This window comes from Microvirga arsenatis, from assembly GCF_009910705.1.
In the GTDB taxonomy this organism is placed as follows: domain Bacteria; phylum Pseudomonadota; class Alphaproteobacteria; order Rhizobiales; family Beijerinckiaceae; genus Microvirga; species Microvirga arsenatis.
The window spans coordinates 109,275-134,241 of record NZ_JAAAXJ010000002.1 but is presented as its reverse complement, the minus strand read 5'-3'; the positions used below and the strand labels follow the sequence as shown (position 1 = coordinate 134,241).

The 24,967-nt window shown below is 66.8% G+C and carries 26 protein-coding genes; 13 read left to right on the top strand and 13 right to left on the bottom strand.

Translation table 11 applies throughout. The annotated features are described in order from the left end of the window. Positions 1-18: 18 nt before the first annotated feature. The 6 genes from ugpA (at position 19) to GR303_RS03895 (ending at position 6,470) form a co-directional block, all read left to right on the top strand. Positions 19-900, top strand: a complete 882-nt coding sequence (ugpA, locus tag GR303_RS03920; RefSeq protein ID WP_161721304.1) for a sn-glycerol-3-phosphate ABC transporter permease UgpA — start codon at positions 19-21, stop codon at positions 898-900. Next, on the top strand, positions 900-1,748 hold the full coding sequence (gene ugpE, locus GR303_RS03915) for a sn-glycerol-3-phosphate ABC transporter permease UgpE (RefSeq protein ID WP_161721305.1): 849 nt from the start codon (positions 900-902) through the stop codon (positions 1,746-1,748). The genes ugpA and ugpE overlap by 1 nt, the downstream gene beginning before the upstream one ends. Positions 1,749-1,868: 120 nt before the next feature. Beyond that, positions 1,869-2,945 (top strand): sn-glycerol-3-phosphate import ATP-binding protein UgpC, encoded by a 1,077-nt coding sequence (locus tag GR303_RS03910; protein ID WP_161721306.1) that lies wholly within the window; start codon positions 1,869-1,871, stop codon positions 2,943-2,945. A gap of 574 nt (positions 2,946-3,519) precedes the next feature. Continuing rightward, complete coding sequence (locus tag GR303_RS03905) at positions 3,520-4,371, top strand: chorismate mutase (protein WP_161721307.1); 852 nt, start codon at positions 3,520-3,522, stop codon at positions 4,369-4,371. Positions 4,372-4,426: 55 nt separating this feature from the next. After that, entirely contained in the window at positions 4,427-5,527 is a 1,101-nt protein-coding gene (hisC, locus tag GR303_RS03900) for a histidinol-phosphate transaminase (protein ID WP_161721308.1), read from the top strand. After that, positions 5,520-6,470, top strand: coding sequence for a prephenate/arogenate dehydrogenase family protein (locus GR303_RS03895; protein ID WP_161721309.1), 951 nt, complete (start codon positions 5,520-5,522; stop codon positions 6,468-6,470). Before hisC ends, GR303_RS03895 begins: the two co-directional genes overlap by 8 nt. Positions 6,471-6,784: 314 nt before the next feature. Here GR303_RS03895 and GR303_RS03890 read toward each other — a convergent pair whose 3' ends face one another. Next, entirely contained in the window at positions 6,785-7,837 is a 1,053-nt protein-coding gene (locus GR303_RS03890; protein ID WP_161721310.1) for a DUF2125 domain-containing protein, read from the bottom strand. 72 nt (positions 7,838-7,909) lie between these two features. Between GR303_RS03890 and GR303_RS03885 the strand changes: the two genes are divergently transcribed. After that, entirely contained in the window at positions 7,910-8,446 is a 537-nt protein-coding gene (locus tag GR303_RS03885; RefSeq protein ID WP_161721311.1) for a gamma-glutamylcyclotransferase, read from the top strand. Here GR303_RS03885 and GR303_RS03880 read toward each other — a convergent pair. The 5 genes from GR303_RS03880 to ftsE form a co-directional block, all read right to left on the bottom strand. Beyond that, positions 8,434-8,832, bottom strand: a complete 399-nt coding sequence (locus GR303_RS03880; protein ID WP_201751888.1) for a hypothetical protein — start codon at positions 8,830-8,832, stop codon at positions 8,434-8,436. The genes GR303_RS03885 and GR303_RS03880 overlap by 13 nt on opposite strands. Positions 8,833-9,084: 252 nt before the next feature. Beyond that, complete coding sequence (locus GR303_RS03875) at positions 9,085-9,852, bottom strand: lysophospholipid acyltransferase family protein (protein WP_161721312.1); 768 nt, start codon at positions 9,850-9,852, stop codon at positions 9,085-9,087. Positions 9,853-9,926: 74 nt separating this feature from the next. Continuing rightward, a complete protein-coding gene (locus tag GR303_RS03870) occupies positions 9,927-10,667 on the bottom strand; it encodes a YdcF family protein (RefSeq protein WP_246205252.1) in 741 nt (246 codons plus the stop codon). 107 nt (positions 10,668-10,774) lie between these two features. After that, positions 10,775-11,749 carry a cell division protein FtsX gene (locus GR303_RS03865; protein WP_161721314.1) on the bottom strand — a complete coding sequence of 325 codons (975 nt, stop codon included), beginning with the start codon at positions 11,747-11,749 and terminating at the stop codon, positions 10,775-10,777. A 4-nt stretch (positions 11,750-11,753) separates the two neighbouring features. Further along, positions 11,754-12,464 (bottom strand): cell division ATP-binding protein FtsE, encoded by a 711-nt coding sequence (gene ftsE, locus GR303_RS03860; protein ID WP_161721315.1) that lies wholly within the window; start codon positions 12,462-12,464, stop codon positions 11,754-11,756. A 272-nt stretch (positions 12,465-12,736) separates the two neighbouring features. Between ftsE and hpt the strand changes: the two genes are divergently transcribed. Then, complete coding sequence (hpt, locus tag GR303_RS03855; RefSeq protein WP_161721316.1) at positions 12,737-13,312, top strand: hypoxanthine phosphoribosyltransferase; 576 nt, start codon at positions 12,737-12,739, stop codon at positions 13,310-13,312. Here the strand turns inward: hpt and GR303_RS03850 are convergent, their stop codons facing one another. After that, entirely contained in the window at positions 13,313-13,822 is a 510-nt protein-coding gene (locus GR303_RS03850; protein ID WP_161721317.1) for a TspO/MBR family protein, read from the bottom strand. A gap of 68 nt (positions 13,823-13,890) precedes the next feature. On the opposite strand from GR303_RS03850, the gene GR303_RS03845 reads away from it, so the two are divergent. The 4 genes from GR303_RS03845 to GR303_RS03830 all read left to right on the top strand — a co-directional run bounded on the left by GR303_RS03845 (position 13,891) and on the right by GR303_RS03830 (position 18,215). Next, a complete protein-coding gene (locus tag GR303_RS03845; protein ID WP_161721318.1) occupies positions 13,891-15,042 on the top strand; it encodes a trans-sulfuration enzyme family protein in 1,152 nt (383 codons plus the stop codon). Positions 15,043-15,261: 219 nt separating this feature from the next. Then, the gene (locus GR303_RS03840) at positions 15,262-17,205 is read left to right on the top strand and encodes a bifunctional 2',3'-cyclic-nucleotide 2'-phosphodiesterase/3'-nucleotidase (protein ID WP_161721319.1); all 1,944 of its coding nucleotides are present in this window, start codon (positions 15,262-15,264) and stop codon (positions 17,203-17,205) included. Between the two features lie 129 nt (positions 17,206-17,334). Beyond that, complete coding sequence (locus GR303_RS03835) at positions 17,335-17,559, top strand: hypothetical protein (protein ID WP_161721320.1); 225 nt, start codon at positions 17,335-17,337, stop codon at positions 17,557-17,559. A 512-nt stretch (positions 17,560-18,071) separates the two neighbouring features. Next, positions 18,072-18,215, top strand: a complete 144-nt coding sequence (locus tag GR303_RS03830) for a hypothetical protein (RefSeq protein ID WP_161721321.1) — start codon at positions 18,072-18,074, stop codon at positions 18,213-18,215. Positions 18,216-18,395: 180 nt separating this feature from the next. Here GR303_RS03830 and GR303_RS03825 read toward each other — a convergent pair whose 3' ends face one another. Continuing rightward, complete coding sequence (locus GR303_RS03825; RefSeq protein WP_161721322.1) at positions 18,396-19,286, bottom strand: YihY/virulence factor BrkB family protein; 891 nt, start codon at positions 19,284-19,286, stop codon at positions 18,396-18,398. 264 nt (positions 19,287-19,550) lie between these two features. Here GR303_RS03825 and GR303_RS03820 point away from each other — a divergent pair, with 264 nt between their 5' ends. Further along, the gene (locus GR303_RS03820) at positions 19,551-20,417 is read left to right on the top strand and encodes a DMT family transporter (protein ID WP_161721323.1); all 867 of its coding nucleotides are present in this window, start codon (positions 19,551-19,553) and stop codon (positions 20,415-20,417) included. Positions 20,418-20,497: 80 nt separating this feature from the next. Here GR303_RS03820 and GR303_RS24315 read toward each other — a convergent pair whose 3' ends face one another. The 5 genes from GR303_RS24315 to GR303_RS03800 all read right to left on the bottom strand — a co-directional run bounded on the left by GR303_RS24315 (position 20,498) and on the right by GR303_RS03800 (position 24,894). Then, complete coding sequence (locus GR303_RS24315) at positions 20,498-20,656, bottom strand: hypothetical protein (protein ID WP_201751887.1); 159 nt, start codon at positions 20,654-20,656, stop codon at positions 20,498-20,500. A gap of 119 nt (positions 20,657-20,775) precedes the next feature. Continuing rightward, positions 20,776-21,867, bottom strand: a complete 1,092-nt coding sequence (locus GR303_RS03815) for a TRAP transporter substrate-binding protein (RefSeq protein ID WP_161721324.1) — start codon at positions 21,865-21,867, stop codon at positions 20,776-20,778. Positions 21,868-22,026: 159 nt separating this feature from the next. Beyond that, positions 22,027-22,641, bottom strand: coding sequence for a hypothetical protein (locus GR303_RS03810; RefSeq protein WP_161721325.1), 615 nt, complete (start codon positions 22,639-22,641; stop codon positions 22,027-22,029). 169 nt (positions 22,642-22,810) lie between these two features. Beyond that, positions 22,811-23,536, bottom strand: coding sequence for a DUF4142 domain-containing protein (locus GR303_RS03805; RefSeq protein ID WP_161721326.1), 726 nt, complete (start codon positions 23,534-23,536; stop codon positions 22,811-22,813). Between the two features lie 77 nt (positions 23,537-23,613). Further along, positions 23,614-24,894, bottom strand: coding sequence for a glycoside hydrolase family 1 protein (locus GR303_RS03800; protein ID WP_201751886.1), 1,281 nt, complete (start codon positions 24,892-24,894; stop codon positions 23,614-23,616). Between the last annotated feature and the right edge of the window lie 73 nt (positions 24,895-24,967).

Genomic DNA, 24,967 nt, shown 5'->3' with positions numbered 1-24,967 from the left:
CCGGGTGACTTGAGCGCTATGGAAAAAAGAGCGATTTTTTCGAGTAAGACTCTGCCTTACCTGCTGCTCCTGCCGCAGTTGGCGATCACATTCATCTTCTTCTACTGGCCGGCATCGCAGGCGATCTGGCAGTCCTTTCTCCTCGAGGATGCGTTCGGCCTGTCGAGCGAGTTCGTCGGCTTCGAGAATTACCGCACCCTCTTCGAGCAGCCCGAATATTACCGGGCCATGGTTACGACGGCCGTGTTCTCCACGGCGGTGGCCATTCTCTCGCTCTCCTGCGCCCTGCTCCTGGCGAGCCAGGCCGACAAGCAGCTGCGCTTCGGGCAAGGCTACAAGACCCTGCTCATCTGGCCCTATGCGGTGGCTCCCGCCATCGCGGGCGTTCTGTGGATCTTCATGTTCCATCCCACGCTCGGCATGGTGTCGCGGCCGATCAAGACGATGGGGATCGACTGGAACCCGATGCTGAACGCCAACCACGCCATGATCCTGCTCGTGTTCGCGGCGACATGGAAGCAGATCAGCTACAACTTCCTGTTCTTCCTGGCCGGGCTGCAGGCGATCCCGAAGAGCGTGATCGAGGCGGCCGCCATCGACGGAGCGGGGCCCCTGCGGCGCTTCTGGACGATCGTCTTTCCGCTCCTGTCCCCCACCACCTTCTTCCTCATCGTGGTGACCGTCGTCTACGTGTTCTTCGAGACCTTCGGCACCATCGACGCCGTCACCGGCGGCGGCCCCGCGGGCCAGACCACGACCCTCGTCTACAAGGTCTATTCGGACGGACGTCTCGGCGGCGATCTCGGCAGTTCGGCCGCGCAATCGGTGATCCTGATGCTGATCGTCATCGGCCTCACGGCCATCCAGTTCCGTTACGTCGAGCGCAAGGTGCAGTACTGATGGTCGAGAATCGCCCCTATGCCAAGTTCCTGGCCTATCTGGTTCTGACCATCGGCGTCATCATCGTCGCCTTTCCGGTCTACCTGGCCGTGATCGCCTCGACCAACGACTCGGCGACGATCAGCAACGGCAACATGTCCCTGCTCCCCGGCGATCAGGCAGGGGTCAACTATTACCGGACCCTTTTCCAAGGCACCGCCCGCACCTCCGGCGAGGCGGTCGGCTCCATGATGGTGAACTCCTTCATCATGGCCATGGGCATTGCCTTCGGAAAGATCCTGATCTCGATCCTGTCCGCCTTCGCGGTGGTGTATTTCAACTTCCCGTTCCGCAAGACGGCGTTCTGGATCATCTTCATCACCCTGATGCTCCCCGTCGAGGTGCGCATCTACCCGACCTACAAGATCGTGGCCGATCTCGGGATGCTCGACACCTATACGGGCCTCATCCTGCCGCTCATCGCATCGGCCACCGGCACGCTGCTGTTCCGGCAGTTCTTCATGACCGTTCCCGACGAGCTTCTGGAAGCCTCGAAGATCGACGGCGCCGGGGCGTTCCGCTTCTTCAAGGACACGCTCATCCCCCTGTCGATCACCACCATCGCGGCCCTTTTCGTCATCCAGTTCATCTACGGCTGGAACCAGTATCTCTGGCCGCTGCTGATCACGACGAAGAGCTCGATGCAGACCGTGGTCATCGGCATCAAGAAGATGCTGACGACCCAGGACGTCCTGACGGAATGGCAGATCGCGATGACCACGGCGGTGCTCGCCATGCTGCCGCCGGTGCTCGTGGTGATCTTCATGCAGAGGCTCTTCGTGAAGGGACTCGTCGAAACGGAGAAGTGATGCGCGAAGACGCGCTGAGCCCCCCATGCCGGTGCTGAAGGGGCTCCTTCTCGACAATTGCAAGAACTCTTCGCCCGGAGCCCTCAAGCGGTGCGGGCCGACGCTAAAAGGAAAGAAACCATGGCAGGGGTAACGCTCGATACCGTCCGGAAGATCTATGCGGGCAATGTGGAGGCCGTGAAGGGCGTATCGCTCGACATCGAGGACGGCTCCTTCTGCGTTCTCGTCGGCCCGTCCGGCTGCGGCAAGTCCACGCTGCTGCGCATGATCGCGGGGCTCGAGACGATCTCCGGCGGCACGGTGAAGATCGGCGACCGGATCGTGAACCAGATCGAGCCCGCCGACCGGGACATCGCCATGGTGTTCCAGAACTACGCGCTCTACCCGCATATGAGCGTCTACGACAACATGGCCTATGGCCTGAGGAACCGCGGCACGCCGAAGGACGAGATCGAGAAGCGCGTGAAGGAGGCGGCCCGGATTCTCGCCATCGAATCGTTCCTCGCCCGCAAGCCGCGCCAGCTCTCCGGCGGCCAGCGCCAGCGCGTGGCCATGGGCCGCGCCATCGTGCGCAAGCCCCAGGTCTTTCTCTTCGACGAGCCGCTCTCCAACCTCGACGCCAAGCTGCGCGTGCAGATGCGCGTGGAGATCAAGCGCCTGCAGAAGGCGCTCGGCGTGACCTCGATCTACGTCACCCATGATCAGGTCGAGGCGATGACGCTCTCCGACAAGCTCGTGGTGATGTCCGGCGGCCAGATCGAGCAGGTGGGCTCGCCCGCGGACGTCTATCGCCGTCCCGAGACCCGCTTCGTGGCCACTTTCATCGGCTCCCCGCCCATGAACATCCTGCCGGGCACGGTGGAAGGTCCCGGCCGCGTCTCGGTGGGCGGCCAGTCCATCGCGGTCACCGACATGCGGGAGGGCCTGAGCGCAGGCACCCCCGTCGAGGTGGGCCTGCGGCCCGAGGACGTGCAGGCCGGCAGCGCCGGCGTGAGCGCGCTGACCATGGACGTGGACTTCGTCGAGGAGCTCGGCGCCACCCAGCTCTTCCACGGCAAGGTCGCCGGCGCCGAATTCGTGGTGCAGGCCTCCACCGGCCAGATCCCGGCGGATACGCGCCGGCTCACCCTCGCCATCGACCCCGCCAACGTGCACCTCTTCGACCCCCAGACCACGAAGCGTCTCGGCCGGGTATGACCGCGGCTACGGTCGTCCAGCCATGACCGCAGGGCCCCGGCATCGCCGGGGCCTTTTCGTTTCGGGCCGGTGCAGCCTTCCTCAGTGGGTCTTGAGCATACCTCCCTGAACCCTCTCCTCTATGCGGGGGAGGGTGGCGAGCGGAGCGAGCCGGGAGAGGGCGAGGGTGCAGGCGGGTGCAATGTTCTTACTTTGTTCTTGACAGTTCGCCTAAGCTCGGCTATAGCTACGGACATCCTCGTCCGGTGAGGGGCGCGCTCGCGAGGCGTCGCAGATGCGGGACGGGGCGCGGTCCCGCCGCAGGTCTCGCACACCTGTGGTCGCGGGAGGCCGACCCTGGCCTGTTCCAGGTCCGCCTGAAAAGAACCGCGCGTGACGAGCAGTTCGGCTCTCACACTCACCACCATCCCCCATCGAGCCGGGCTGCCCCAAGCGCCACCCTCGAGCAACCCTGACGGCCCGCAGCTCACGCTGCGGGCCCGAAGGCGCTGGATCTCAACCCGTCGTGCAATCGGAGATGACAAGCCGGGCCAAAACCGTCAAAGAAAGGCGCCGACCCCAAGGATCTTAGCCCATGTCCGCCGAGAAGCCCGCCGAGAAGGCCATACCTGCCCTTGCCGAGCTGCGCCAGGAGATCGACCGCATCGACGAGGCGATGCACCGGCTGCTCATGGAGCGCGGCACCATCATCGACCGGCTGATCGCCTCCAAGAAGGCGTCGGAGACGGGCATCTCCTCGGCCTTCCGCCCCGGCCGCGAGGCCTCGATGATGCGGGCACTGGCCGAGCGCCACAGCGGCCTGCTGCCGCTCGACACGGTGGAGAGCATCTGGCGGGTGATCATCGGCACCTTCACCTATGTCCAGTCGAGCTACGCGGTCCATGCCGACGTCTCCGGGGGCGACGCGCCCATGCGCGACTCGGCCCGGTTCCATTTCGGCTTCACGGTTCCCTACGTCACCCATCCGAGCGCCGCGGCGGTGATCGAGGCGGTGGCGCATTCGAAGGGCGATCTCGGCATCTTCCGCCTCGACCAGGGGGCGACCAGCGGCGCCTGGTGGCGGACGCTCGCCGATAAGGACCGTCCGAAGATCATCGCGCGCCTGCCCTTCATCGAGCGGCCCGACCATCCCGCCGGCACCCCGGTCTTCGTGATCTCCAAGCCCCTGGTGGATGCGGCCGTGCGAGACGTGGTGCTCTATGCCGCCCAGTTCGAGCGCTGGCACCGGGGCGCCCACGAGGCCCTGATCCGCCTCGGCGGCGAGGTGGTGGCGAGCGCCGCCGACGCCCACGGCCTCTCGGAACTCGTCGCCGTGCCCGGCAGCGTCGCGCCGTCCCAGCTCCATGCGGACCTCACCCGGGCGGGTGCGGGCCTCGCCCAGCTCGCCGAGGTCGGCAGCCATGCCGAACGTTTCCACGTGAAATGATGTCCGACCTGCGCTAGAGCAGCCGCCAATAGACCGATTGTCAGGAAACAAAAAAATGTCCGCCCGTCCCCAACCCCGCCCCGGCGTGATGCAGATCGACGCCTATGTGCCCGGCAAGAGCAAGGCCGCAGGGGTTGGAAAGATCCACAAGCTCTCCTCGAACGAGACGCCGCTCGGCCCCTCTCCGAAAGCGGCGGAGGCGATCCGGAGCTTCGAGCATCTGGAGCTCTACCCGGATGGCGCCGCCACGAAGCTGCGCGAGGCGATCGCCTCCCGCTACGGGCTCGACCCGAACCGCATCGTCTGCGGCGCGGGCTCGGACGAGCTGCTGTCGCTCCTCACGAACGCCTATGTGGGCCCGGGCGACGAGGGCATCTTCACGGAGCACGGCTTCCTGGTCTACCGCATCGCGATCCAGGCCGCGGGCGGCACCCCCGTCGTCGCTCCCGAGAAGAACCTTCGCACCGACGTGGACGCGATCCTGCAGAGGGTGACGGACAGGACGAAGATCGTCTTCCTCGCCAATCCCAACAACCCGACCGGCACCTACATTCCCTTCGACGAGGTGAAGCGCCTCCACGCGAGCCTGCCGCCGCATGTGCTGCTCGTGCTCGACGCGGCCTATGCGGAATACGTGCGCCGCAACGATTACGAATCCGGCCTCGAGCTCGTCGCGACCTCCGAGAACGTGGTGATGACCCGCACCTTCTCGAAGATCTACGGGCTCGCGAATCTTCGCCTCGGCTGGATGGTGGCGCCCCCCCACATCGTCGATGCGGTCAACCGCATCCGCGGCCCCTTCAACGTCAGCGGGCCGGCCATGGCCGCGGGCATCGCCGCGATCCAGGACGAGGCGCATGTGGCGCGCGCCGTCGAGCACAACGAGCGCTGGCTCGCCTGGCTCACCCGCGAGATCGAGGCGCTGGGCCTGACAGTGACGCCGAGCGTCGCCAATTTCCTGCTCGTCCATTTCCCGAGCGAGCCGGGCCGCACGGCGAAGGACGCGGATGCATTCCTCACGTCCCGCGGGCTCATCCTGCGCCAGGTCGCGGCCTATGGCCTGCCCGATGCCTTGCGCCTGACGGTCGGCAGCGAGGAGGCGAACGGACTCGTCGTTCAAGCTTTGCGCGACTTCATGGGGTCGAGGAATGCCTGAGCGTCTCGGTCCCCCGCGCGAAACGCCGCTCGTCGAGCGCATCACTCTCATCGGCCTCGGGCTGATCGGCTCCTCCATCGCCCGCGCGAGCCGGCATCTCAACCTCGCGCGCACCATCGTCGCGGTTGATGCGAGCGAAGCCGTGGTCGAGCGGGTGCGGGAGCTTAGGCTTGCCGACGAGGCCACCACCGATGCGGCGGCCGGCGCGAGGGATGCCGACCTCGTGATCCTCTGCGTGCCGGTCGGCGTCTGCGGCCAGGTGGCCGAGGCCATGCGGTCGGGATTGAAGCCCGGCTGCATCGTGTCGGATGTGGGCTCGGTGAAGGCCTCCGTGATCGCGCAGGTGCAGCCGCACCTGCCGGAAGGCGTGCATTTCGTGCCGGCCCATCCGGTGGCGGGCACGGAGCATTCGGGGCCTGATGCGGGCTTCTCGACCCTCTTCCACAATCGCTGGTGCATTCTCACCCCGCCGGAGGGGGCGGACGAGGCGGCGGTGGAGCGCGTGCGCGCATTCTGGGCCGCCATGGGCTCGAACGTGGAGATCATGACCGCGCAGCACCACGATCTGGTGCTCGCCATCACCAGCCACGTGCCGCATCTCATCGCCTACAACATCGTCGGCACCGCGGCGGATCTGGAGACGGTCACTCAAGGAGAGGTGATCAAGTTCTCCGCCGGCGGTTTTCGCGATTTCACCCGCATCGCCGCCTCGGATCCCACCATGTGGCGCGACATCTTCCTGCACAACCGCGAGGCCGTGCTGGAGATGCTGGGCCGCCTCAACGAGGACATCGCCCTGCTGGCGCGCGCCATCCGCTGGGGCGAGGGCGACAAGCTCTTCGACCTCTTCACCCGCACCCGCGCCATCCGGCGCGGCATCATCTCGTCCGGCCAGGAAACGCCGGAGCCGGATTTCGGCCGCCGGCGCGAGGACAAGACGTAGGGGCGCTTCCATTTCCCTCCCCCTTGCGGGGAGGGGCAGGGGTGGGGGTGGTGCAACCGGGTGAATGCATAAACCAGCAGGGCGCAGGTTCACCTCTCCCTGAGAGAGAGGTCGCGCCTTCAGGCGCGGGTGAGGGGTTACAGCCCTCTCCGGAGACCGCTCTCCCCCTCACCCTCGCTTTCGCTCGACCTCTCCCCACCAGGGAGAGGTGAAGGCTGTATCGGCGTCTCACTGTCTGGATGAGGCGCTTGCTCCGACACCACGACCCCCACCCTCAATCCCTCCCCGCAAGGGGGAGGAAAGATTGCCTGTCTTCAATAAAGCGGCTGCAGCCTCACATTGGGGATCACGAACGGTCCCATGGCGAGAAAGCCGTTGTCCAGGCGCAGCGGCGGCAGGGCCGTGAGCTGCGGCTTGGCTCCCGGCTGAGCCGCATTGGCGCGCGGGCCCTGCCCCAGCAGCATGCCGAGAAGGTTGCCGCCCATGCGCCCACCCGTCAGATTGCCGAGCAGGCCGTCGAGACCGGCGGCCGATACGTTGAGCTGGCCCGCGGGCCGGTGCTGCTCGTCCAGGCGCAGCTCGCCCTTGGCTTCGATCTGGCGCGGCCCCTTGACCCCTGAGAGCATCAGGATGTCGACCTTGCCTCCGGCGCTGCGCCAGAGCTCCAGCTCCTGCGCGATCGTGCCGCCCCTGAAGCCGTCGGCGCGGGTGACGGTCACGTCCGCCGTCAGGTTCGCCGGCTCCGCGCCGCCGATGAGGGCGTCGAGCAGGGGGATGCGCGCCTCGGTGACAGTGGCGGCCACGTCGCGGGCCTGCTCGGCGGTCCGGGACGGATTGGGGCGAACGTGGAACTCGAGGCGCCGGCCGGATCCCGCCAGCTCGCCGCCGGGAAGGCCCGAGACGGCGATCTTCGGGGCGTCGGCGGCCACGGACAGGCGCTGCAGCCCGGCAGGCGAGGCGTTGACGCTGGCCTGCAGGAGATCCCAGCTCCCCTGCACCGTCACGGCTCCGTCGCTGACGCGCAGGGGACCCGCGACCTCGGCGATGATGCGGCGCGGCTGATAGACCTGCGCCACGGCCTCGGTGCGCCCGAAGGAAGCGGCCACCGCACCCCGCCTGAAGTCGAGAGCGTTGCAGACCACCTCGATCCGGAACGGGTAGCCGGCGATGGTGCGGTCCCGGCAGGTCCATTCCCGTCCGGCCCGGGCCTCCGCGGCGATCCAGCCGTCGAGGGCCTCCGCGGTGCGGTTGCGGATCACGAACCAGGCGACGCTCCAGGCGATGGCGAGGAGCAGCAGCAGGACGAAGGGCGTGTAGAGCCAGAAACGGCTGCGGCGGACATTCCCCGTCGGGGCGGCCTGATCCATGCGCGATCTCCTGTTGTGTTGGCGCTTCCTAACTGCTAGCGCCCCAACCGGGCAAGGTTCGGGCGCAGGGACATGTGGGACCTCACGGAGGATTTATGGGTGTTCGGCTACGGCTCGCTCATGTGGCGGCCGGGCTTTCCCTATCTCGAACGCGTGCACGCCCATCTCTACGGCTATCACCGCTCGCTCTGCGTTTTCTCCCACGTCCATCGCGGCACGCCCGAGCATCCGGGGCTCGTGCTGGGCCTCGACCGCGGCGGGCGCTGCCATGGCGTCGCCTTCCGCGTCGCGCCCGAGGAGGCCCAGGCCACGGTTCAATATCTGCGGGAGCGCGAGCAGGTGACCGCCGTCTACCTGGAACGGCGCCTGCCGGTGCGGCTCGCCGACGGCCGCCGTGTTCAGGCGCTCGCCTATGTGGTCGACCGCTACCACAAACAATATGCGGGCCGTCTCTCGTTCGAGCAGGTCTTGAAGCTCGTGCGCCAGGGGCAAGGCGTTTCCGGGCGCAACCCGGACTACGTGCGCAACACCTACGATCACCTCGTCGGCATGAACGTGGTCGATCCCCTGCTGCACAGGATCGTGGACGCGCTCGATCAGGAGGCCTGAGTCTCGTCCTCGCGCAGGTCCTCGAAGATCGCGCGGCGGTCCTCCTCCGTGGCGGCCAGCCGGTGGATGTGGAGCTCCGTGGCCCCGAGGCTTTGAGCCTTGGCGAGCCAGCGCAGTCGGCTCTGCTCGGCGGGCTCGGACGCCGCCATGGCGGCGTCGATCACCGTGCCGGTGCCGTCCCGGTCCCGGCGCACGGCCAGGATCACCGCATCCGTCACCTCGAGAAGCTCCGCCTCGTTGAGCGGCTGCACGCCCACAATGTAGCGCCGGCCCGAGCGGCCGCGCCAGGAACTCAAGGTGGAAGTGGAGCGAAGCCCCGCGGTCGCCCGTAGCCTTTCCTCGCGCACACCTGTCCTCCGCATCCGGTCGTTGCGGAGGTCCCGCATGGCCGCGTTCCAGGATATGGTTCGTTTGTTCGCCATATGTTCTTATATGTAAGAACGGCCGGGTGAGTCGTCAAGGTTGTAGAAAGCTTGGCAGGGATTGAGTTTGCGGGCTTTTGCACCTGTGATCGGACACGTTCTCCTTCTCGCTGTCATCACCGGCCTTGTGCCGGTGATCCCGCTTGGAAAGGTGCCGCGCTCCACAGCATCGGGATGGCCGGGACAAGCCCGGCCATGACCAGGAGGGGATCGTTCTTATGCCTTCGACAGGGAGGTCTCCGAAGCCGTTGCAGGAACGAGGCCGAGTTCCCTCCGGCCCTGCTCATCAAGCCGGTTCGAAGCCGCCTCGATCTCAGCCTGCACCTTCTGGAAGAACTCGTCGCGCGGCAGGCCCGGCGGGATGGGGTCGAGCACCTCGATCCGCACCGTGCCGGGGCGGCGGATGAACTGGCGGCGGGGCCAGAAAAGGCCGGCGTTCAGGGCGATCGGGATGCAGGGAAAGCCGAGATTCTGGTAGAGATGCGCCACGCCGTACTTGTAGGCCGGCGGTGCGCCCGGCGGGCGACGGGTGCCTTCGGGAAAGATGATGATCTGGCGTCCGTGCTGGGCCTCCTCCTTGGCCCGCTGGGTCATCTGCACGAGCGCGAACGATCCCGCCTTGCGGTTCACCGGCACGCAACGGGCCTTGGCGAGATGCCAGCCGAAGATCGGAATCCACATCAGTTCCCGCTTCAGGATGTAGGTCGGATCGTCGAGAATCGTCACGATGGCGAAGGTTTCGAGGAACGACTGGTGCTTGGCCGCCACCAGGGCTCCGCCCGGCGGGATCTTCTCCCGGCCGGCGATCTCGACCTTGACGCCGGCGATGACGCGCAGGAGCCAGATCGACGTGCGGCCCCAGAGCTTGACCAGCTCCATGAAGATCCGACGCGGCACCAGGAGGCCTGGGATCAGCAGGAACAGCCACAGGATCAGGTTGGCGTAGAAGGCGACGTTGAACAGCAGGGAGCGGAGGATCAGCATGGCGTCTTGAGAAAGGCAAAGGCGGAGCAACGGGCTCCGCGGGCGGCCACCATAAGAGGTTTCAGGAGGCTCTGCTAGCGCCAGACGGGCTCGGCGACCAGCTGCTTCTTGATCGGCGATCCGCCGCTGATGATGTGGGCCACGGAGGAGCGCTCCGGGTCGCCCTCGAAGCGGGTGCGCACCCACACGGCCAGGAACTTGAGATACTCGGTGAACACCACCCGCGCCACGGCGGGATTGTGCCACCAGTCGTGCGGGTCGATGGTCGCCGCGACCGGATAGGGGATCTTCTGCAGGTTCGGCAGGGCGTGGTCGAGCTCCACCAGGGTGCGCGGCATGTGGTAGTTCGAGGTCACCACGATGATGGTGTCGAAGCTGTTCTTCTCGGCCCAGCGCCGGGTCTCGATGGCGTTCCCGATGGTGTTGCGGGCCCGGTAGTCGAGATCCACGCAGCACTCGAACAGGCGGCGCTGGCCCGGGTTGAGGTCGGCGATCTGGTCCCGGCTCGTCCGCTCGTTGACGCCCGAGATCAGGAGACGCTTGGCATAGCCCTTCGCCAGCAGGTCGATGGCATCCCCGATCCGCTGCGCACCGCCGGTCATGACGGCGATCCCGTCCGCACGGGTCTCGGGCGGCTGCTCGAAGCGGTCGAGGCTGTAGACGAAGCCTAAGAATCCCAGGAATCCGACGACCAGGGCCGCGGCGGCGGCCCAGAAGCCGAGGCCGAGCAGCCGCCTCGTCCAGGACCGGTGTACAGGACGTTCAGGCGCATCCTGCATCGACCAGCCCCACCCGACGGCTTCCGTGGTGTCCATGGCGCCCGGCGCACTCCAACTCTGCGTTCGCGAGGTCATCCTGGACGAGGATAATGGAGAATGCGGCAATGGAGAGGCAATCCCTCTTTCCCGATCGGCTCGCACCATCAACCATTTTCGTTAAGAAAGCGTCTCACGGTCAGGCGCGACACGATGCCCGTGACGAGGGCCACGAGCAGCGCGATGAGCACGACGACCGCATAGCCGCGCCAGCTGATCGTGAAGGCGCCGAACAGGGCCTCGATCTGGTCGCCCGTGGGGCTCGCCCGCCAGGAGCGGGTGACGAGCCCGAGGAGCAGGGTCAAGGCGAGCGCCGCCGCGGCGCCGATGGCGCTGCCGCGAAGCCCCAGGCGGAAGAAGCGGCGCTGGAACTCGCGGGCGATGAAGTCGTCGTTGGCCCCGACGAAGTGCAGCACCTCCACCACCTCCCGGTTGCCGGCCATGGCGCCCCGGGTGGCGAAGATCACCGCAAGGCCCGCCGCGACGAGAACCAGGGCGGTGAGGAGCACGCCGACGCCGATGATGGTGTTCGCCATGGTCGAAAGCCTGGACACCCACAGGGCATGGTCGTCGAGGGTCGCCCCCGGCACCTCCCGCTGCAGGGATTGCCGCAAGGGGCCGAAATCGGGCTTGGCGCCCTCCTTGATCTTGATCACGATCAGGCGCGGCACCGGCAGGTCGTTGAAGTCGAGGCCGGTCCCGAGCCAGGGCTCGAGCAGGCGCTCGGATTCCTCCCGCGAGAAGGCCTGGGCCTGCTCCACGCCAGGGGCCTGGCGGGCCAGCGCCACCGCCCGCTCCACGTCCTGGTCGATGGAGCGCTGGGCGTTGGGGCGGATCTGGATGGTGACCTCGCGGGCGATCTCGGAGCGCCACTGGGCGGAGCTTGCCGCCACGAGCTCCGCCCCGCCGGCGCACAAGGCGGCCAGAAAGGTGAGGATCGCGATCACCGCCGCGAGCGCCTGGCCGCCGGCCGAATCCACCGGCACGAGGGGCGCGTTCCGGCTGAGCGAGGCGGGCAGGGGCCGCTTCTGCCCCTCGGGGGGAGCGGACTTCCTCACGCGGGGCTGGGGCGAGGCGCTCATCGGTTCACCCGTCGATGTGCAGCTGCCCGTCGCCGAGCACGAGGCGGCGCACGTCGAGCTGGTCCATGAGGCTGAAATCGTGGGTGGCGATCACCACGGAGGTGCCGAGCCGGTTGAGCTCGATGAACAGGCGGAGCAAGCGGCGGGCGAGGGAGGGGTCCACGTTGCCGGTGGGCTCGTCGGCGAGCAGCAGGTCGGGGCGTACGATCAGCGCCCGGGCGATGGCCGCGCGCTGCTTCTCGCCGCCCGAGAGCACCGGCGGCAGCATGTGCATGCGGTCGCCCAGGCCCACCCAGCGCAGGAGCTCGACGACTTCCGCCCGGTAGCTCGCCTCCTCCTTGCCCTGCACGCGCAGGGGCAGGGCCACGTTCTCATAGGTCGTCAGGTGGTCGAGCAGGCGGAAGTCCTGGAACACCACGCCCATGCGGCGGCGTACGCCCGTGAGCTCGTCCTTGGAGATCCGGGAGACGTCCTCGCCGAAGAGGGAGATCAGGCCGCGGGTGGGTCTGACCGAGAGCAGGATCAGCCGCAGGAGGGTGGTCTTGCCCGCCCCCGAGGGGCCGGTGAGGAACTGGAAGGAATGGGGCTCGATGGAGAAGGTCAGGTCGCGCAGGACCTCGGGCCCCATGCCGTAGCGCACGCCCACATTCTCGAACTGCACGACCGGAGCCGTGCTTTCATCGTAGTGATAATCGTCGTGATCGAGCGCTTTCACACGTCTTCGAGCCGTCCTTGAGCGTTGCGGGCCTATGGCGGGAGAAGGCCGCGATTCGCTTCCTTATGGCCCCATCATGGTTAGCAAGCCATAAACTTGCGGACCTGAGACGGGAAGCGAGCCTCTCGCGGGACATTGCCGCAGGAGCGGAAGCGGACGGCACGGCCTCACGCATTCGCTTGAAAATCCGCCAACTCCGTTTGACTTCCCGGAGCAGGCGTGGTCGTGAAGGGGCGGCTTCGAGAGCCTTCATATTTCTTTTCTGGACGATCATGATGAGCACTGCCCACCGCATCCGGGTTCTCTTCGACGAAGACACCATCGCCAGGCGCAACGAGGCGCTGGCCCAGGAAATCGCGGCCGCCAAGCCCGAAAACCTGCTCGTCGTGGCGGTGCTCAAGGGCAGCTTCATGTTCGCGGCCGATCTGATCCGCGCCCTGCACCGGGCCGGGCTCACGCCTCAGGTCGAGTTCGTCCACCTGTCGAGCTACCTGGACGGCACCGTCTCCACCGGCACCGTCACCATCCTGCGCGACGTAGAGAGCGACGTGCGCGGGCGCGACGTGCTGCTCGTGGACGACATCCTGGAATCGGGCCGCACCGTCACCTTCGCCAAGGACCTCCTCATGGCCCGCGGCGCCAAGAGCGTGAAGACCGCCGTGCTGCTGGAAAAGCCGGGCAAGCGCGCCGTGCAGATCCAGCCGGACTACGTGGGCTTCACCTGCCCCGACGTGTTCGTGATCGGCTACGGCATGGACGTGGCCCATTCCTACCGGCAGCTGCCCTTCGTCGGCGTCCTCGACCATCACGACAAGGACCCGGACCTGTTCGACGCGCGGGAAGCCTGATCAGCCGTTGAGCCGCCAGATCGTGCCGTTGAGCAGGGTCGCATAGGCCACCCACGCGAGATAGGGCACGAGCAGCAGGCCCGCCGGGCGGTCCAGCCGCCAGAACGCGCGAATCGTGGCGAGGATCGCCACGATCAGGGCCGCGATCACCACCAGGCCCGCCGCGGGGCTCCGCCCGCCGAAGAAGGCGAAGGACCACGTTCCGTTCAGGGCGAGCTGCACGAAGAACGCCCCGATCGCCGCCCTGCGGCCGGGCCGGCCTTCGGGAAGGCTCAGGATCCGCCAGAGCGCATAGGCCATCAGGGCGTAAAGCACCGTCCAGGCCGCCGGGAACGCCCAGTTCGGCGGGGTGAAAGCCGGCTTCTGCAGGCTCGCGTACCAGGTCGGGATGTTGGGCTGCGTGACGAGGCTCGCCGAGACCGCCACGGCCGCCACCGGCAGCACGGCCACGAGAAAGCGCGGCAGCGGCGGCATGGCATGGCTGCCCGGCGCAGTTTGGTCTGTATGCATCCCCGGATTCCCTTTAAAGACGGCGTCGATCCTGTGACGCAACCTGTCACGCTCCCCGGAGGTTCCCTATGCCATCATCGCGTTCCCCATGGTCGAAGCGCAGCCTCACGGCTCAGGCCATGGGCCATGTGGACCCGATCACCAAGGCGGTCGTGCCGCCCATCCACGTGGCGACCACCTATATCCGCGATGAGGACAACGCCTATTCCTCCGGCTTCGTCTATGGAAGGCCCGACAACGCCACGGTTCGCGAGGCGGAGGCGGTGCTGGCGATGCTGGAGGAGGCCGAGGCCGGCGCCCTCCTGTTCTCCTCCGGCATGGCGGCGGCGACCGCCGTGTTCCAGGCGCTCGATCCGGGCGATCACGTCGTGGCCTCCAAGGTCATGTACTGGGCCCTGCGCAACTGGCTGATGACGGAGGCCGTGCGCTGGGGCCTCAAGGTCGATTTCGTGGAGACGGACAACCTCGATTCCTTGCGCGAGGCGGTGAAGCCAGGGGAGACCAAGCTCGTCTGGATCGAGACCCCCTCCAACCCGCTCTGGACCATCACCGACATCGCCGGCGCCGCCGAGATCGCCCATGCGGCCGGGGCGCGGCTCGCGGTCGATTCCACCACCGCCTCGCCGGTCCACACCCGCCCCCTGACGCTGGGCGCCGACATCGTCATGCATGCGGCGACGAAGGTGCTCAACGGCCATTCCGACGTGGTGGCGGGCGCGCTCGCCGGCGCCAGGGCGGATGAGTTCTGGGCCCGCATCGCCGGCATCCGCAAGATGCAGGGCGCGATCCTCGGCCCCTTCGAGGCCTATCTCCTCATGCGCGGCATGCGCACGCTCCATGTGCGCACGGCGGCGCAGGCGAAAAGCGCGCTCGACCTCGCCCAGCGCTTCTCCGCTCATCCCAAGGTGGCCCGCGTGCTCTATCCCGGCCTGCCGCAGCATCCCGGTCACGACATCGCCGCCCGGCAGATGGAAAACGGCTTCGGCTACATGCTGTCGATCCAGGTCTCGGAAGGCGAGGCGGCGGCGATCCGCACGGCGGCCCGGGTGGGCCTGTGGAAGCGGGCGACGTCGCTCGGCGGCGTCGAGAGCCTGATCGAGCACCGCGCCTCCATCGAGGGGCCGGGCACGCCCTGCCCGCCGGACCTGCTGCGCCTCTCCACCGGGATCGAGGATGTCGAGGACCTCTTCCGCGACCTCGACGAGGCGCTGCGAGGGTGACACCCGCCCAGGTCATGGCCGGGCTTGTCCCGGCCATCCCGATCCTGTGAGGCTCGGCACCTTTCCAATCGAGATCACCGGGACAAGGCCGGTGATGACGGACAGGGAGGACGGTGAAATCTTAGCCCCGCTTAGCCAGCTATATTGATCTTGTCACAAAACCTGTGCTTCTCTCGGCTAAGGCGAACCCTGTTTCGCAACAAGACCCAAGGGAAGACCATGACCCAATCCATCACCCGCCGCCGCGTCCTCCAGACCGGCGTGGCCGCCGCCGCCATCGCCGGCCTGCCGCAGACCGGCTGGGCCGCCGGCCCGGTGGTCAAGCTCCGCATCCTGGAGACCACCGACCTCCATGTGAACGTCTTCCCTTACGACTATTACCGCGACGCGGCCGACGACACCGTGGGCCTTGCCCGCACCGCGACCCTGGTGAAGGGCGCCCGCGCCGAGGCCAAGAACACCCTGTTGTTCGACAACGGCGACCTGATCCAGGGCTCGCCGCTGGGCGACTTCATCGCCTATCGCCGCGGCATGAAGCCGGGCGACGTGCATCCCATGGTCGCCGCCATGAACGAGCTTGCCTATGACGGCGGCACGCTCGGCAATCACGAGTTCAACTACGGCCTCGAGTTCCTGCAGAACGCCATGGGCGCGGCCAAATTCCCGCTCGTCTGCGCCAACGTGCTGAAAGCCAACGGCGAGACCCTGCAGAAGCCCTGGATCGTCCTCGACCGCGAGTTCACCGACGAATCCGGCGCCAAGCAGAAGATCAAGGTCGGCGTGATCGGCTTCGTGCCGCCGCAGATCGTGCAGTGGGACAAGTCGCATCTCGACGGCAAGGCCACCACGATCGACATCGTGGATGCGGCCAACAAGCATGTGCCTGATCTCAAGAAGGCGGGCGCCGATATCGTCGTGGCCCTGTGCCATTCCGGCATCGCCGGCGGCGAGCGTAAGGGCGGCGAGGAGAACGCGGCCCTGCACCTCGCCAAAGTGGACGGCATCGACGTGATCCTCACCGGCCACCAGCACTTCGTGTTCCCGGGCGGCAAGGAATTCAACAACATTCCCGGCGTCGACGTGCAGAAGGGCACGCTGCACGGCAAGCCTGCCGTCATGGCCGGATTCTGGGGCAGCCATCTGGGCCTCGTCGACCTGGAGCTGACCAAGGAAGGCAATGCCTGGAAGATCGCGAACTTCCGCACCGAGGCGCGCCCGATCTACGACCGCGTCGACCGCAAGATCGTCGCCAAGGTGGAGTCCGATGCGGCCGTGATGGCGGCGGCGAAGGAGGGCCACGAGGCGACGCTGAAATACGTGCGCGAGCCCGTCGGCACGACGGCGGTGCCGATCCATTCCTACTTCTCGCTGGTGTCGGACGATGCCTCCGTGAAGCTCGTGGCCGAGGCGCAGGCCTGGTACGTGGCCGATCAGCTCAAGGCCTCCGCCTTCAAGGACCTGCCGATCCTCTCGGCGGCGGCGCCCTTCAAGGCCGGCGGCCGCGGCGGGCCGAACTACTTCACCGAGATCAAGCCCGGCCCGCTCGCCATCAAGGACATGGCGGACATCTACATCTATCCGAACACGATCCGCGTGGTGAAGATCACCGGCGCTCAGGTGCGCGAGTGGCTCGAGCGCTCGGCCGGCATCTACAACCAGATCGACCCGGCCAAGGGCGGCGAGCAGGATCTCATCAATCCGAAGTTCCCGGCCTACAACTTCGACGTCATCGCCGGCGTGCAGTACAAGATCGACCCCACCCAGCCCTCGCGCTACGACGACAACGGCAAGGTGGTGAACGCCGATGCCCGCCGCATCAAGGACCTGACCTATAACGGCAAGCCCGTGACGGACGACCAGCAGTTCCTCGTGGTGACGAACAACTACCGCGCCGGCGGCGGCGGCAACTTCCCCGGAGCCGACGGCACCACCATCGTGTTCGAGGCCCCGGACCTCACCCGCGACGCCATCATGCGCTTCATCCTCGAGAAGAAGGAAGTGGCCCCGAAGGCGGACGGCTCCTGGTCGCTCGCGGTTCCGGCCGGCGTCACCATGACCTTCACCACCGGCCCGAACGCCGCCAACTACCAGCCGGCCGGCATCAAGGTCGAGAAGATGGGCGACGCGCCGGAAGGCTTCGTGAAGTACAAGATCGTGAGCTGATCGACCCCGCATCGAGACGCGCGGCGGCCGGGCTGATGCCCGGCCGTTTTCGTTTGGCCTGAACCATGGACGGATGAACCTGTTCTGCTTTCGACCGTTGGCTTTCGATCATCGTAACCGGAGAGCCCTGTGGGACAGATCACCTTCGACGGCCTCGGCCCCTACGACCTGCCCGATGCTACCCATGCCGACGCGCAGAGGGACGGCGACGGGTTCATGCTCTCGTTCCGGCTGTGGAAATCGGAGAAGGAATGGACGCTGGTGCGCATCCATGTCAGCGCCGAGGAGGCCGGCAAGCTCGTGCGCCAGATTGGGGACGAGCGGGTGCGATCCGATGGGGCCGCCATCATCTAGCCTGCCAGGGTTCCCTTCAGGTGCCGGGAGGATACCCTTCAAAAGCCTCATTCCGGCAGTAGATTGCCGGGAATCGCAGCTCGTGAATCGGCTGCCGTTCTTTAAGGCGCAATTCCGCCCCTCGAAGCATTCCAGATTTCGAGGTCATGATGATTTCCCAATTTCATTCAGATCAGGGCTATCAGGCTCTTGTCATCGACCGATCGACCGGAGCCTTCTTCAGACATCAGCTCAAGAGCGAGGACCGCGAGCTCGCGAACGAATGGGCCCGCTGCCTGGCGCAGACATGCCGGGTGGAACTCTGGTTCCGCGCCCAGCTCGTCGGCTCGTTTCCTCCCATGCTGGAGCAGGCGCCGCAGGCTCCTCAGCTGCGAGGAGCCCGCAGATGCAGTGGTCCTCACAAATGACGCATTGCCCGTGCAGGGTGTGACGATCAGCGACTCCCTGGTCGGCCGCTGCCCTTTTGGGCGCATGGTGCGTCTCGAAGCTTCTCAGGCTTTGGAGCATGAGCCATGCCTGTCGATCTCCCTCCGCAGAAGAAGCCGGTTCAGAGCATTCCGGCATCATGGCACCTGGTCTTCGACCGCTCCCTGAACTGGCTCGCCGTCATTGTCGGGCTGGGCCTCTGCTTCTGGATCGTGACGCTCGGGAACTGACAACCGCTCGCTCGAGCAGCCAGACTGTCTCGTGGGCCCATGAAGAGAGGCGTGCTCTTGGATCCGGACCGTGAACGCAGATATCCTTGGCTCAGCCTCATCGGCATTGCCGCCCTGGGCCTGTTCGGCCTCGTCCTGATGGCGATCCTGACCCCTTGACCAGCCTCAGCCGGCTGGTCGCTAAGGCAACGCGATCAGGTCGTTCATGTGCTGCGGCTTCGGCTCCTTGCCCAGGCGCCGCCGCTTGGCGAGGATAATGGTTCCGTTGAGCTCGCCGCCGAAGAGGAAGATGGCGGAGAGCGTATAGAGGAAGATCAGGGCCACCATGGCGGTGGCGAGGCCCCCATAGGTGGAGGCATAGGCCGCCGGGTAGAATTCCAGGTACCAGCTGAAGGCGAAGCCGCCGAGGAGCCAGAGAGCCAGCGTCACGCCCACGCCCGGCAGCACCGCGCGGAAGCTGCGCCGTCCCGACGGGATGAGCTTGTAGGCGAGCAGCAGCCCCGCCACGATGACGATGGTCGCCACGCCGATGCGCAGGAAGGCGATCAGCCCGTCGAAGGGCTTGAGCGCCGGCACCCAGGCGAGCACGATGCGCCACAGAAGGGGGCCGAGCACCACGAGCAGGGCCAGAGCGAGCAGCATGAGGGCGCCGGCGATCACGAAGGCGATGGATTCGAGCCGCGTCAGCCACCAGGCGCGGGTCTCGCGCACCCCATAGGCGCGGTTGAGCCCGACCCGCAGGCTCTCCACGCCGCTCGAAGCGAAATAGAGCGCCAGCACCAGGCCGAGCGTGACCACGTCGCTGCGCCGGACAGAGAGGATGTTGTGCACCTCGCCCGCGATGGGCCCCGCGATCTCCCGCGGCCAGGCCTCCAGGATGATGTCCGCCACCTCGTCCGCCAGGGTCCCGGTGCCGAACAGGCTTGCCAGCGCCGTGACCAGGATGAGGAAGGGGAACATCGAGGTCAGCACCGAGAGGGCGATATGGCTCGCGATCGCCCAGGCGTCGTGCAGCACGAAGCGGGTGGAGGCGATGGCGAGGAGTTCGAGCCAGAGGCGAAGGCGGTTCAACAGCAGGGTCTCCAGGTGCTGGAGATGGTGCGGCAGGGATTAAGGGCAAGCAAGCAGGGCCTGCGGTCTGCTCAAGTTGAGACGTCCCGAGCCCTATCCCCCACAAGGAGGGAGGGGAAACACGCGCCATTCCACCCAACGATCCGCAGGTCATGACTCAGGCGCACAGGTCGACATTGGGATGAGGCTTCACGAATCGACAAACACCGAGGCTCGGGCCTACAAGGCGATTCCTCTCCTACGGCTTCCGCTTCGCATCGCCCCATGAGCTCCTCCCTCTTTGCCCGCCTCGCGCCGCCGCTCTTCGTCCTCATCTGGGCCACCGGCTTCATCGTGGCACGGCTCGTGGCGCCTTACGCTGAACCACTGACGTTCCTGTTCGTACGCTACGTCCTTGCCACCCTCGTCCTGGCGGGCATCGTCATGGCGGCGGGAGCCTCCTGGCCGCGGCGCTGGAGCGACTGGCGCAACTGCCTGATCGCCGGGATCCTCCTGCACGGGTTCTACCTCGGCGGCGTGTTCTGGTCGGTCAGGCACGGCCTGCCGGCCGGGATCTCGGCCCTGGTGGCGGGGCTCCAGCCCCTCGCGACGGGGCTGCTCGCAGGTCCCCTGCTGGGCGAGCGGGTCACCCCGAGGCGCTGGGCCGGGATCGGCATCGGCTTTCTGGGCGCCGCGCTGGTGGTGGCGCCGAAGCTGGGCGCCAGCGGGATCCCGCCGGTTCCGCTCGCCGTCTGCGTGCTCGGGATGCTCTCCATCACCTTCGGCACGATCTGGCAGAAGCGCACCGGCAGCACCCTGGACCTGCGCGTCAACGCCACCATCCAGTACATCGGCGCGGCCGCCGTCACCCTGCCGCTCATGCTCCTCACCGAGGAGGGCCGCATGGATCTGACCCTGCCCCTGATCGGAGCGATGGCCTGGGCCGTCTTCGGCCTGTCCATCGGCGCGATCGGCCTGCTGCTCTTCCTGATCCGGCAGGGGGCCGTGGTGGGCGTCGCGACGCTGCTCTATCTCGTGCCGCCGGTCGCCGCGCTCATGGCCTTCGCGCTGTTCGGCGAGACCTTGAGCCCGATCCAGCTCGCCGGCATGGCCTTGGCCGCCCTCGGCGTCGCGGTGGCGAGCCGCAGCTGATACGGACAAAGAGTCCGGCATTATCCCCTGACCTCCTCGGGATGAGGTCAGAGGTTTGGAATCAGCCTGTGGAGATTGACTTACTTCGTGATCTTCACGGAAACGGGATCGCTCGCGGGGAAGGTCTCCTCCACGCCCTCGTCGAGCAGCTCGTCCTGATGCTTCTTCTCAGGCTGCTTGTCGTCCTTGCGGTCGTGCTTGTCCCGCTCGGCGGTCTTGTTGCGGTCTTTGTCCGTCATGCCGGCCTCCGTTCATGATCGTTTCGTCGGTCAGGAAGACAACGCAGCGGGCCAAGCTTCGATCCGCTTGGCGCCTCACATGAAAACGGCGCCCGAAGGCGCCGTTTCGAGGGGGGCACTTAGCGCGGCTGGCCCTGCTGCTGGTTCACGAAGTAGTCGAAGGGCAACTCGGCGATGCGGAACCAGGTGAGCTCCTTCTCGCGGAAGGCGTTCCAGGAATCGAACATCTTCTTGAACTTGGCGTTGGAGGCCGCGAGTTCGCCGTAGAGCTTGTAGGCTTCCCGGTAGCTCTGCTCCATCACGTCGCGCGGGAAGGGGCGAAGCTGCACGCCCTGGCCCACGAGGCGGCGGATCGCCTCCGCGTTCTGCGCGTCGTACTTCGCCACGCACAGGGCATTGGCCTCGGCGCAGGCGGCCTCGAGGATGGCCTTGTAATGGGCAGGCAGCTCGTTCCACTTGTTCATGTTCACGTAGAGCGAGGGCTGCGCGCCGCCTTCCCAGAAGCCGGGATAGTAGTAGTACTTGGCGACCTTCACGAAGCCGAGCTTCTCGTCGTCGTGCGGGCCGGAGAACTCCACCGCATCGAGGGTGCCGCGCTCCAGCGCCGGATAGATGTCGCCGGCGGCGAGCACCTGCGGCACCACGCCGAGCTTCTGCATGATCTGGCCGCCCATGCCGGCGATGCGCATCTTGAGGCCCTGAAGGTCTGCGACGGAGTTGATCTCCTTGCGGAACCAGCCGCCCATCTGCGCGCCCGTCTGGCCCGCCGGGATGGGATACACGTTGTAATCCTTCATGAACTCGCGCACGAGATCGAGGCCACCGCCGAAATACATCCAGGCATTGTGCTGGCGCACGTTCATGCCCCACGGCACGGAGGTCTCGAACATGAAGGTCGGATCCTTGCCGATGAAGAAGCTCGACAGGGTGTAGGAGCACTCGACCGTGCCGTTCTGGGTGGCGTCGAGGGTCTGGAGCGCGCCGACGATCTCGCCCGCCGCGAAAGGCTGGATCTGGAACTTGTTGTCGGTGGCGGCGGCCACGCGCTTGGCGATCATCTCGCCCGCGCCGAACAGGGTGTCCAGGCTCTTCGGATAGGCGGAGGCCATGCGCCAGCGGATCTCCGGCTGCGCCTGCGCGATGGCCGGGGAGGCGACGGCGCCCGCGACGGCTGCCAAGCCTGCGCCTTTGAGAACGTTTCTTCTGTCCATGAGCGTTTCCTCAACCGTTTATGTCGTCACTGCCGGTTCGGCTGAACAATCCATAAAGCGGGCGGCACGGGGCTGTCACTCCGTCTTCCGTAGAGACAGCTATGCGGCAGGGTCATCCCGGATCGGCCTCGCCGTCCGGGATGACGTGTGCTGGGCGGCTTACCGCTCCTCGGTGCCGCCCTTGGAGAGGGGCCGCTGCTGCTGGCCGCTATGGGCGCGGGCCGAGCGCTTCGGCGGCTTCTCGCCGCCCGTGGAGGAGGTGGATTTCCCGCCGGACTGGCTGGCGGTCGGGTGGCCGAGCACCAGGGTTCCCTTGGGCACGTCCACCGCGTTGCCGGGCGCAGGCACCCGGGCCCGGGAGGCTGCACCGCCGCTCATGCTGCCGTTGCCCGTCGCGGCATCCGTGCGGGCCGGGCGGGGGGCAGGGCTCTTGTTGGCGGTGGTATTGACGCTCTCGGCGATCTCCTCGTTCGACATCTGGAAGCCGGCATCGTCGTCTTCCTCCTCCGGCACCTCCTTGAAGGAGTGAAGGCCGGCCCTGGAGCCGCTCGTGACCCGGTTGTCGTCCACATGGCCGATGTCGAGGTCGGGATCGAGCTTCTTCGAGGCACCCATCGTGCCGGTGGCCTTCGCGGCCGCGCGCTTGGTGTTGCCGACCTCGTTGCGCTGGGTCGGTCCTGCGACGAAGTCGTCGCCGGTCTCTTCCTGGATGGCTTCGTTCAGCACTTCATCGACCGGCGGCTCGGGCGGGCGGCCTCGTTTGTCTTGCGCCATGGGCTATTCCTCTTCTTGGGTTTCAGGAGGCTGACGGCTAATGCGTCTCGCAGAGCCAACGTCCCGTTCGTGACGGCTGTTCCGGCCCTGCGGCAGTGAAGAGCAGCGCCGCGGATCTTCGACGCAACGACTGAGCGGCGCGGGGTCGTCGACCGCGCCGGACGGTGCTCTATCGGCCAAGCTCCTTCTGGATGTCCTGCAGAATCGCCAGATGCTCCCGGATCTGGCCGCGGGCGAGCCTGGCCACGTTCGTGGTCTCGCGGTTGCCGGAGCCCTGCTTGAGGTAGTCCTCCTGCAGCTTCAGCAGTTCCTGATGACCCTGGATCTGCAGCGCGACGTAATCCTTGTCGAAGGCAGTGCCACCCGGTGCTTTCGACAGCCGCTCCATCGCCTGCGCATCCTTCGGCGCCAGCTCGGGCGCGGTGGAGGCGGCGGCTTGCGCGCCGCGGGTGGTGGAGGCGGTGGCGTTCGGGTCGGCGAAGGAATGCATGATCTCGGTGAGCAGGTTCTGCTCGCCCACCTCGAATTCCGCAAACTGCTTCACGCGCGGATTCTGCGCCTTGGTGAGCGCGAAGTTCGACTGCTGCAGCGACACGGTGCTGAGCGCCAGCGCCTGCTGTATGTACTGCCGGTCGGCCTGCGACTGTGCCTCACCCATGGCGGCCGGGGCACTGTTGGCCTGACCCTGCCGGGCAGGGGTCTGCGTGTCCTGCGGCGCGCCGCCCTGCTGCGTGCGCTGCTGGCGCTCCTGCGCATTCTGCCCGAGGGCCGGATTGGTCTGCCGCTCGGTCGGCTGCGGCGTCACGGGAAAGGGAATGCCCTGGTTCTGCTGCTGGGCGAAGGCGGGGACGGCGAATGCGGCCATGAGGCCGGCGATCACGAGGCGGCGTGACATCACGATGCTCCTGGATGCGGGACTGTGAGAGCGAACGCTTGCGGGAAAGTTTGGTTCAGGTCTGAAGGGGGTTGCGGTCAGCGCCAATCCTTGTCCGAGGTCATCTGCATCTCCTCGGCCGCTCTCCTGATGTCGGCGAGATCCACGGGATCGCTGAACGGATCCTCGTCGAGCTCCGTCACCCGGTTCAGGCGCTTCTGCCAGCGCCGCAGCTCGTCGATATAGGGTTGGAACGGAACCCGCTTGAGATCGCCGTTCTCCTCCACCAGATCGCAGAGGCCGTTGTGCAGCCATTCGCCCGTGTGCCAGTCGGGCATGTCCACGGCCGGGAACAGGCACACCCCGTGCAGGTCGATGCCGTTGCGCACGGCGGCGAGCGACTCCTCGACGATGTCGCAGAGCCAATCCGGGCGTCCCTCCCGCAGGCCGCTCGTCTCGCCCACGATCATCGGGCGGCGGTAGCGCTCCCAGGCGAAGGTGAGCAGGTCGCCCAGCGGCCGGATGCGCTCGTCATGCGGCTCCAACGAGGCGTGCGGGCCGTTCTCGCGGTACTCCATCTGGCCGAACGAGTAGCAGTTGACCCCGACGATATCGAGCACCTCCGGGGAACCGCCGAGCTCCGGGTGGCGCCTTCCCGAGATCACGTCCCAGGCATAAAAGGTGTCCGTGTAGGTTTCATGCTCCGCCTCGTCCTTCAGGTCCGGCCGGTCGCGCGGCGCGACCACGAGGATGAGCGGATCGATATGCACCATGCGGGCCTCGGGATCGACCTGGCGGATCGCCTTCACGGCCGCGATGTCGGCTTTGCACAGGGCGAGACGCAAGCGGCGGCGATCTTCGTCGGTCTTGCGGAACGGCGCGGTCCAGCCCCATTCGCCGCCCATGAAGGCGAAGAAGGTGATCTCGTTGATGGGCGTGAAGAAATGCGGCCCGCGCATTCGCGGCGTCACGTATTCCGCCGCCGCCTTCGCATAGGCCGCGAAACGCTCCGCGAAATCGGGCGCGAAGGGATCGGCATCGTCCGGGTAGCCGTAATGGCACAGGTCCCAGATCGGCAGGATCTGGTGGCGGTTCATGGCAGCAATGAAGGGGTCGAGGCCCGAGAAGTCGTAGGCGCCGTTCTTGTCCACGAAGGGCCAGGGAATGCCCTGTCGCGCGACTGCGATCCCAAGCGAGCGCAGGAAGGCATGATCCTCCTCCACGTGCTCCCGGTGCCGGGTTTCGGCCACGAGATCGCGGCGGCCGCGATCCTTCCAGACGAAGGTCGAGCACTCGAAGCCCGACAGGAAGAAGGTCGGAAAGATGCCGGCCTGAATGGCGGGCCCGGCCGCGCCGCCCGGCGGCGAACGATCGTCCACTGCAGCATCCTCCTCGCGTTGAACGAAGGAGAGCCTTGTCTTTCCCGCGACAAGCTCAACCATCCGTCATCGG